The organism is Flavobacterium sp. UBA6135 (assembly GCF_002428305.1).
Lineage (GTDB): Bacteria > Bacteroidota > Bacteroidia > Flavobacteriales > Flavobacteriaceae > Flavobacterium.
Window position 1 is genome coordinate 1 of the sequence record NZ_DIVJ01000036.1, and the last position, 9594, is coordinate 9594.

Genomic DNA, 9594 nt, shown 5'->3' on the forward strand with positions numbered 1-9594 from the left:
AATCATTAAACATTAGTACATTTTAAAAGCATAATTCGTTAAAAGTGCAGATGCTGTTAGAGCCATGAACGGCGATTTGAAATCGGTTTTATCAGAAAAATTTAATTATAGCCGCAAAGAGACTGCATTTTTGCAGTCTTTTTTTTGAGATTAACCATAAATTAATTGGTTAATCCTAACCATAATTATATATTTGCACGTTTTCAGAAAAAGATTAGAGCGACTCAAATTTCTATCTGATTTACAATCAAAACTTTACCAATTAAATAGTAATTAATTTTTAGTAATAATGCAGAATAAAGGACTGATTAAATTTATCGCAATCATTTTAGCGTTGGTATGTATTTACCAACTTTCATTCACTTTTGTAGCTAATAAAGTAAAAAATGATGCCAAGGCATATGCTACAGCGGAGTTTAAAAAATTAACTGATAAAAAAGAGAAAGGATTATTAGCTGATGATCCGGGAGCACTTGAAAATCTTGATTTAAATCGATTGGAGTTGAAATACTTGGATTCGATTAAAAATGAGAAAGTATTTTTAAATGCTTTTACTTATGATTTCGTAAAAGACAACCAAATCAATAAAGGTCTTGACCTTGAAGGTGGTATCAACGTTATCCTAGAAATTTCGGTAAGAGATATTTTAAAAGGTTTAGCAAACAATACACAAGATGCTAGTTTCAATAAAGCGTTAGCCGATGCAAAAGCAAACCAAAGAGGAAATCAAACCTATTTGGATGCTTTCTTCGAAGCATATGATGCTATTGCAAAAGATGCTAAAACTAAATTAGCCTCACCAGAAATTTTCTTAAACAAAAATTTAGAAAATGAAATTACTTTAAAAATGACTGACGACCAGGTTAAACCTGTTATCAGAAGAAAAGTTGATGAGTCTATCGTCAGTGCTTTTGAAGTATTAAGAAAGCGTATTGATAAATTTGGTGTAACACAACCCAACATCCAACGTCTTGGTGAATCAGGTAGAATTTTAGTAGAATTACCAGGAGCAAAAGATATTGATCGTGCTAAGAAATTATTACAAAGTACGGCTCAATTAGAGTTTTGGGAAACTTTACAGTCTGATCAAGTAATGAATTATTTGTTTGCTGTAAATGATGCTTTAAAAGCAACAGAAGTAAAAAGCGAAAAGGTAGCTAGTACTGAAGTAAAGGATTCAGTAAAAACTGAAATTGAATCGTTGTTAACTGACAGTTCAACTGACAGTACAAAAGTAGATACTAATAATCCATTGTTGGACAAAATGCTTTCAAGAGGTTTTGGACCGGTTGTAGCTTATTTTTCTCCTAGAGATACGACTACGATTAACAACTATTTCAAAAGAGAAAGTATTAAAGCTTTACGTTCTCCTGAATTGCGTTATGCAAGATTAGTTTGGGGAAAACCAACTACTATTGAAAACGATAAGAAAGAAAAAGTAAGTGCAGTTGAATTATATGCTTTAAAAGCTGACCGCACCAATCAAGCTCCTATCAGTGGTGGTGTGGTGGTAGATGCTTCTGCTACTTTTGACCAAATTGGTAAACCGGCCGTAACCATGCAAATGAACGGAAAAGGAGCCAAACAATGGGAAGAATTAACAGGTAGAGTTAGCCAACAAAAAAATGCAATTGCTATTGTTTTAGATGATATTGTTTATTCTGCTCCAGGAGTTTCAAGTGGTGCCATTTCAGGTGGTCGTTCAGAAATTACTGGTAGTTTTACAGTGGAAGAAACACAAGATTTAGCCAACGTATTAAAAGCAGGTAAACTTCCTGCAGCTGCAGATATCGTTCAATCGGATGTTGTTGGTCCTTCATTAGGTCAAGAAGCTATTGATAATGGTATTTTATCATTTATGATTGGGATGTTATTAGTAGTGGTATGGATGATTTTATACTACGGAAAAGCCGGTATTTTTGCTAACATTTCACTTATTGTAAACATTCTTTTCATCTTCGGTATCTTAGCAAGTTTAGGTGCTGTATTAACGTTACCAGGTATTGCGGGTATCGTTCTTACTATTGGTATGGCGGTAGATGCTAACGTTATTATCTTTGAAAGAGCCAAAGAAGAATTAGATGCAGGTAAAACTTTAGAAGAGTCTATCAACCATGCTTTCACATGGAAAGGGGCAATGTCTTCTATCTTTGACGCAAACATTACAACAGCGTTAACCGCTTTAATCCTTTTGGTTTTTGGAACGGGACCAATTAAAGGTTTTGCAACTACTTTATTAATTGGTATTGGAACTTCATTATTTACTTCCATCTTTATTACAAGAATCTTATTAGATTGGAGTTTGACTAAAACTCAAAATTTAACGTTCTCTACACCGATGTCAAAAAATTGGTTCAAGAATATGAATATCGATTTCTTAAGCAAAAGAAAAATTGCCTATGCCATTTCTTCTGTTTTAGTGATTATTTCTTTAGTATCGTTATTCTTTATTAATGGATTAAACCAAGGGGTTGATTTTGTTGGAGGTAGAACTTTCCAAGTGCGTTTTGACAGAGAAGTTTCAGCCAATGAAGTTGGATCTGCTTTAACTAAAGGTTTTGGAACTAATGTAGAAGCTAAAACGTTTGGAACAAACAATCAGTTAAAAATTACAACAAAATATAAAGTTAATGAAGAAGGTGAGGGTATTGATTCAGAAGTAAATCAATTGTTATTTGATAACTTAAAACCGTATCTACCGACAACAATGACTTATGAGCAATTTGTTACCAATTCAGATGACAAAACGGTGGGTATTCTTCAAGCAACTAAAGTAGGTCCTACTATTGCTGAGGATATTAAAACCAATGCGTATTGGGCTGTTTTAGGGTCGTTATTAGTAGTATTCCTTTATTTATTAATCAGTTTCAGAAGATGGCAATTCTCTTTAGGAGCAGTTGGTGCTGTTTTCCACGATGTGATTATTGTTTTAGGAATCTATTCAATTGGTTTTAAATATTTACCATTCAACATGGAGATTGACCAAGCGTTTATCGCGGCTATTCTAACTGTAATTGGATATTCGTTAAACGATACGGTAATTGTATTTGACAGAGTGCGTGAGTTTTTATCAGAGCATACTTCAGGAACATTCAATGAAGTGGTGAATAAAGCATTGAATACAACAATTAGCAGAACTGTGAATACCTCATTCACTACATTAATTGTATTGTTCTCTATTTTCATCCTTGGTGGTGAAACCATCAGAGGATTTGTATTTGCAATTCTTGTTGGTATCTTAGTGGGAACCTATTCATCGTTATTTATTGCTACACCTTTAATGGTGGATACAATCAATAAACAAGAAGCAAGAAAAAAAGCTTTTGAACAAGAATAATTTTTGTTGATTTTATATAAAAAAGACCTGAGCAATCGGGTCTTTTTTTTTGTCCTGTGATTTTATTAAATTAAACCCGTTGGGTGTAATTATTTAATTCAATAGTATTCTGGATATTTTTGCCACGAATTCACAAATTATAAATTTAGTAAATGCAATAATTTGTTCATCTTTGATGAAAATTCGAATTTAATCGAATAATTAGTCAAAAAAATTGGTGGCCCGAGCGTAGCGAACAGACGAAGTAAATTAGTGGTAAAATTATTTGAAAATTTAATTACACCCAACGGGTTAAATTAATTATTTCTATACCTGACAGGTTTCCAAAACATGTCGGGTATAGACACTACATAATATTTACTCGTACAAGACTTAATCATCTTAACTTAAGTTGTTGTTAATTAAATTAAGCGTAAAAAAAAACCGACCTCTACATAGAAGTCGGTTGTTATTCAGTAAAGAATTTTTCTATGCTGTTTTCTTAGCCTTAATCACAAAATACAATCCAATCAACACAAAAGGAATACTCAACCATTGACCGGTTGATAGAGCATTAAATATTGGATAGGTTTCAAAACCTCCTTGACTTTCTTTTACGAATTCTACAAAGAAGCGAATAGTCCATAATAAAACTAAAAACATTCCAAAAATATATCCTTGCTTGTGGCGTGCCTCAGTTTTCCAATATAGAAAATACAGAATAAAAAAGACAAAAACATAACCTATGGCTTCATACAATTGAGCCGGATGTTTAAAGGGTACCGATTCAACCAATTGACTGAATTCCGGATTATTGGTGATGGCTTTATAAGCTTCTTTTGGTTCAGCAATTTTTGTTGCCATCACAGCATCGCGTTTGTCATAAAAATCCTGAATGAATTTCACACCAAAAGCAGATGTTGTTTCATGACCTACAATTTCAGAATTGAAAAAATTACCCAATCGAATAAAAACAGCACCACTCGCTACAGCAATTACAATTCTGTCCAAAACCCAAAGTAACGGACGAAGCATGATTTTTTTACTGAAATAAATCATGGTAATAATGATAGCAATGGCAGCTCCATGACTGGCTAAGCCTGAAAAACCGGTAAACTCAAACTCCGGTTTTGTTCGGATGGGCAACAAAATGCTCAAAGGATCTTGATAAAACAATTCCGATTGATAAAAAAGTACATGTCCCAATCGAGCTCCTAGCATCGTGGCTACAACGGTATAAATAAATAGAGAATCCAGTTTTTCTATGGGTTCATTTTCTCGAATGAATATTTTTTTAGTAATATACCATCCTAAAATAAAAGCAATTACCCATGTTAAGCTGTAAAAGCGAATCATAAAAACACCTAAATCGAAACCTTCAGAAGGATTCCAAACAAACTGTAAGGAGTGTAAAATCATAGTTAGAAATTTCTTAGCATCAGTAAAAGTAATTGAAATTATAACAACAAACAAAACCTTTTTAAAACCATTAAGATTTTAAAAAGGTTAATTTTTGTTTTTATGTTTTTACGTGGTTAGGGAACAGGGTCATAACCGCTTCTTCCCCATGGATGGCAGCTGCTTATTCTTTTTGCAGCCAACCAAAAACCTTTCAGAACACCATATTTTTTAAAAGCATCTATGGTATAATGGGAACAAGTTGGCTCAAACCTACAGGTTGCCGGGGTTAACGGAGAAATTAAAACCTGATAGGCTCTTACTAGAATTATAAACGGAGCTATTAGGATTTTTTTTAACATGAAATTAGTTTGAAACGGTAAACTGTGTACCTTCTTTGCCGTCTTTTAATTGAATTCCGAGTGCTAACAACTGATCTCTGATTTGATCAGAAAGAGCAAAGTTTTTATTCGCTCGTGCTTCTTCACGCATATTGATTAATAAATGCACAACACCTTCAAGCTTGTCGCTTTGGTTGTTGTTTTTAGAAGCATTGGTTAATCCTAAAACATCAAAAACAAACGAATGCAACGTTTGTTGGATTAATTGCAAATCGTCAGCCGTTAGTGTTTCTGTTTTTTCTTTAGCTAAATTGATAAAGCGAACACCTTCAAACAAATGAGCAATTAAGATTGGGGTATTAAAATCATCGTTCATGGCGTCATAACAATTTTGTTTCCAAGTGGCAACATCCAAACTTGATGAAGTTGATGTTGGGATAGCCGGAATCAAATCGATGGTTTCAATCAGTCGCATAAATCCTTTTTCGGAAGCCAAAATCGCATCATTTGAAAAATCCAAAATACTTCTATAATGAGCTTGTAACATAAAAAATCGCACCACAGAAGGGGAGAAGGCTTTAGTTAAATGGGGTGTATCTCCTGAAAAAATCTCTCCCGGTAAAATATTATTTCCGGTTGATTTAGCCATTTTCTTGCCATTTAAAGTAAGCATGTTGGCATGCATCCAAATATTAACGGGTGATTGACCTGTGCAAGCTTCATTTTGAGCAATCTCACATTCGTGGTGTGGAAATTTTAAATCCATTCCACCACCGTGAATATCAAAATGATTACCTAAATATTTTGTACTCATGGCTGTACATTCCAAATGCCAGCCCGGAAAACCATCACTCCAAGGCGAAGGCCAACGCATGATATGTTGGGGTTCTGCTTTTTTCCACAAGGCAAAATCCTGACTGTTTTTTTTGTCTGATTGTCCGTCTAAATCACGAGTATTGGCAATCATGTCTTCAATATTACGACCGCTTAACTTGCCGTAGTTATTGGTTTCATTAAATTTTACGACATCAAAATAAACAGAACCATTGGATTCATATGCAAACCCGTTGGTAATAATTTGTTTGATGATTTCAATTTGTTCAATAATATGTCCGGTTGCCGTAGGTTCAATACTTGGCGGAAGGAAATTCAATTCATGTAAAATGGTATGAAAATCTACAGTATATCGCTGCACAATTTCCATGGGTTCCACTTTTTCAATGCGAGCCATTCTGGCAATTTTATCTTCTCCTTCATCAATGTCGTCAACAATATGACCCACATCGGTAATGTTTCTTACATAACGAACTTTATATCCCAAATGTTTAAAATAGCGATACACCACATCAAAACTCATAAAAGTTCTAACGTTACCTAAATGCACATTGCTGTAAACGGTTGGGCCACAAACATACATTCCCACGTTTCCGGGATGAATTGGAATGAAAACTTCTTTTTCACCGGATAGTGAATTGTATATTTTTAGTGAATTTGTTTTATAAAGTTCCATAAATGAAGTGTCTTTTTAACCAGTCTATCAAAATTTTGTGTCTAATTTAATATATTCTAAGAATTCTCTCCGAACTTGTTCTTGCTTAAATTTTCCACCAAATTCAGAAGTGACAGTGCTGCTTTCAATATCTTTGATTCCTCTGGAATTAACGCACAAATGTTTGGCATCAATAACGCAAGCCACATCTTCTGTGTTTAAAGCATGTTGTAATTCTTTTACAATTTGCATCGTCAAACGTTCCTGTACTTGCGGTCTTCTTGCAAAATGATCCACAATACGATTCATTTTAGAAAGACCAATTACTTTACCGCTGGAGATATAAGCCACGTGTGCTCTTCCAACAATGGGCAACAAATGATGTTCACATGTTGAATAAACCGTAATGTTTTTTTCAACAAGCATTTCACCATATTTATAATGATTTTCAAAAGTAGATGAACTTGGTTTTTTTGACGGATTTAAGCCTCCAAAAAGTTCTTTAACAAACATTTTAGCCACTCGATTAGGGGTGCCTTTCATACTGTCATCGGTCAAATCCATTCCCAAAGTAGTTAAAATGGAAGCCACATCTTTTTTTATCAATTCAATTTTTTGATCGTCGCTCAAATCAAAGGCATCTTCTCTAATGGGATTGTTTACTGAATTAAAAAAATGATCATCTCCGGCTTCGTCAAAAGTATCGTTATCTGTATTCATTTATATCGACTATTACTGTTAATTTATAAAGGTGTGCAAAGATAAATAAATAATAGGAATTTAATGTAAACCATAATTCATTTAAAATCTTTAAAATTTTAAGACAATATTATCTTAAATTTATGTAAATTTCCACCCTAAAATAAATTAAAATGAGATTGAAATTACTTTTTTTCTATGCTTTTGCATTTATTTCTTTACTATTTTTAACATCGGCTTCTTCTACTACTGATGTTAGAAAAGAATTAAATTTAAGCGAAATTATTTTGCAATCTAGTTGTGAACTAGGATTAAAAAAGGACTTTGTTTTTAATGTTAATCAAATTATTTTTGGAAAACAGTTCGAGATAATTGAATCAGATTTATTCAAGAAAGGAAGCATTTTAGTAGTAAATTATACCACTACAAATGTTACATGTTATGGTTTAAATAATGGTTCAATAACGATTACCGGTTCATCTGGAACGGCACCTTTTTTACTATACAACATCAATGGTCCAGTTGTCCAACAGAATACTACCGGTATTTTTTCAGGATTACCTCCCGGAGTTTATACATTATCAGTGACAGATTCTGTTGGTGGAGTTGAAACAGAAACAGGAGTTACAATTACAGAACCTGCTCAATTAGTGGCAACTTTAACAGGAGATACAAGTGTTTGTCCGGGTTCCGGTGCTACATTGAGTTTTACGGGAACTCCGGGCGTGCTTGTTTTTTACCAGTCTACTTCCGGAATTTTTGGAAATGTATTGTTAAATGAAGCCGGTCAAGCCTCCGTTACAACTTCTCCCTTAAATAATTCAACCATTTTCTCAATTTTTAGTATATCCTCACTTAATGGTTGTGTAAATTCATCTACTTCAACTTTTGCAGTAACAGTTAATGCTAATGGTTGTGCTTCTGTAGTAGCAGGCGATATCAATTTAGAGTATCCTTCTGCACTTTGTGATGTGAATCAACCAGTTCAATTGTCAGCCTCCTATCAAGTTTTGGGCTCAACTTCTGCTTATACTGTAAGTCAGATAGATTTCTGTCCGCAGGCAGAATTCAACGACCCAACCTATAATCAAATAAACTTAGCAACTGATGATATCTGGTCACAAACAATTACATTACCTTTTCAATTCTGTTTTTTTAATAGTTTGTATTCCACCTGTCATGTAGGTTCAAACGGTACTATTTCTTTTGATCCAGCAGTAGTGCCCAATACATTTAGTCCATGGAGTTTTGGTGCACAAATTCCCAATGCAGGTTTTCCTATAAAAAATGCAATATATGGTGTGTATCAAGATACAGATCCTGCAAATTCTCCATCTAATAGATCCGCAAGTTGGAAATTAGTTGGAAGCTACCCTTGTAGAAAGTTAATTGTAAATTTTTATAATTTTGGACAATATAGTTGTGGACAAAGTGTAGGTCTACAAACTTATCAAATGGTGTTGTATGAAATTTCAAATATCATTGAGGTTCATGTTTTAAATAGAACTCCTTGTAATTCTTGGCAAGGTGGTGTAGGTGTAATCGGTATTCAAAACCTTGCAGGAAATGTTGCTTACACTCCTCCTGGAAGAAATACCGGCAACTGGTCAGCATCGCAAGAGGCTTGGCGTTTTACGCCATCCGGTCCCTCTACAACTAGCTTTAAATGGCTCGATGAATCAGGGGTACAAATAGCAACTACTCCTACAATAACGGTATCACCTGCTGAGACTACTACGTATACTGCTCAGGTTACTTATACTGTATGTCAGCAAACTTTTATAGAAGAAAGTGTTGTAACGGTTGAAGTAAACCCTGATCCTACGAATGATCCAATTGATTTAACGCAATGTTCTAATGTGTTTGATTTGACTCAAAACAATCCGATAATTTTAGGAAGTTTGAGTCCATTTGATCAAGAGATTCGTTATTACACCAACGAAAATGATGCTCAAATTATCGCTATAAATGAAATTGCAAACCCAACTGCCTTTTTCAGTACAGGTCAAACCATCTATGCAAGTATTGAAGATCAAAATTCGGGATGTATTCGCGTGAAAGCATTTGAATTAATCGTTACAACTAGTGGCACCCCAGATCCTCAAACTACTGTAATGACCCCTCTGTGCGATTTGAATAATGACGGATTTGAAGTGTTTGATTTAACTGCTGCATCTATTAATGCTTTAAATGGTTTATCTGCTTCAGAATTCACCATTACTTACCATAACACCTTTGCAAGTGCAATTGTGGGAACTCCCTTTATAGTAAATCCGTCCACATATAGTGGCACTAACGATGAAGTTATCTACATACGTGTTGAACAAAATTGTAATGTTCTAGTTTTTGGC

The 9594-nt window shown here is 34.1% G+C and carries 5 protein-coding genes and 1 pseudogene; 2 read left to right on the forward strand and 4 right to left on the reverse strand.

Features of this window, described 5'->3' with window-relative positions; genetic code table 11:
• Window positions 1–289: 289 nt before the first annotated feature.
• On the forward strand, window positions 290–3337 hold the full coding sequence (gene secDF, locus B3L86_RS09215; protein WP_291118049.1) for a protein translocase subunit SecDF: 3048 nt from the start codon (window positions 290–292) through the stop codon (window positions 3335–3337).
• A 468-nt stretch (window positions 3338–3805) separates the two neighbouring features.
• Here secDF and lgt read toward each other — a convergent pair whose 3' ends face one another.
• The 4 genes from lgt to folE form a co-directional block, all read right to left on the reverse strand.
• The gene (gene lgt, locus B3L86_RS09220) at window positions 3806–4732 is read right to left on the reverse strand and encodes a prolipoprotein diacylglyceryl transferase (protein ID WP_414655130.1); all 927 of its coding nucleotides are present in this window, start codon (window positions 4730–4732) and stop codon (window positions 3806–3808) included.
• Window positions 4733–4851: 119 nt separating this feature from the next.
• Entirely contained in the window at window positions 4852–5076 is a 225-nt protein-coding gene (yidD, locus tag B3L86_RS09225; RefSeq protein ID WP_291118055.1) for a membrane protein insertion efficiency factor YidD, read from the reverse strand.
• A gap of 4 nt (window positions 5077–5080) precedes the next feature.
• Complete coding sequence (gene cysS, locus B3L86_RS09230; protein ID WP_291118058.1) at window positions 5081–6565, reverse strand: cysteine--tRNA ligase; 1485 nt, start codon at window positions 6563–6565, stop codon at window positions 5081–5083.
• Between the two features lie 27 nt (window positions 6566–6592).
• Window positions 6593–7264 (reverse strand): GTP cyclohydrolase I FolE, encoded by a 672-nt coding sequence (gene folE, locus B3L86_RS09235; RefSeq protein WP_291118060.1) that lies wholly within the window; start codon window positions 7262–7264, stop codon window positions 6593–6595.
• A gap of 152 nt (window positions 7265–7416) precedes the next feature.
• Here folE and B3L86_RS09240 point away from each other — a divergent pair.
• Window positions 7417–9594, forward strand: a pseudogene (locus B3L86_RS09240) (hypothetical protein); the annotation flags it as partial.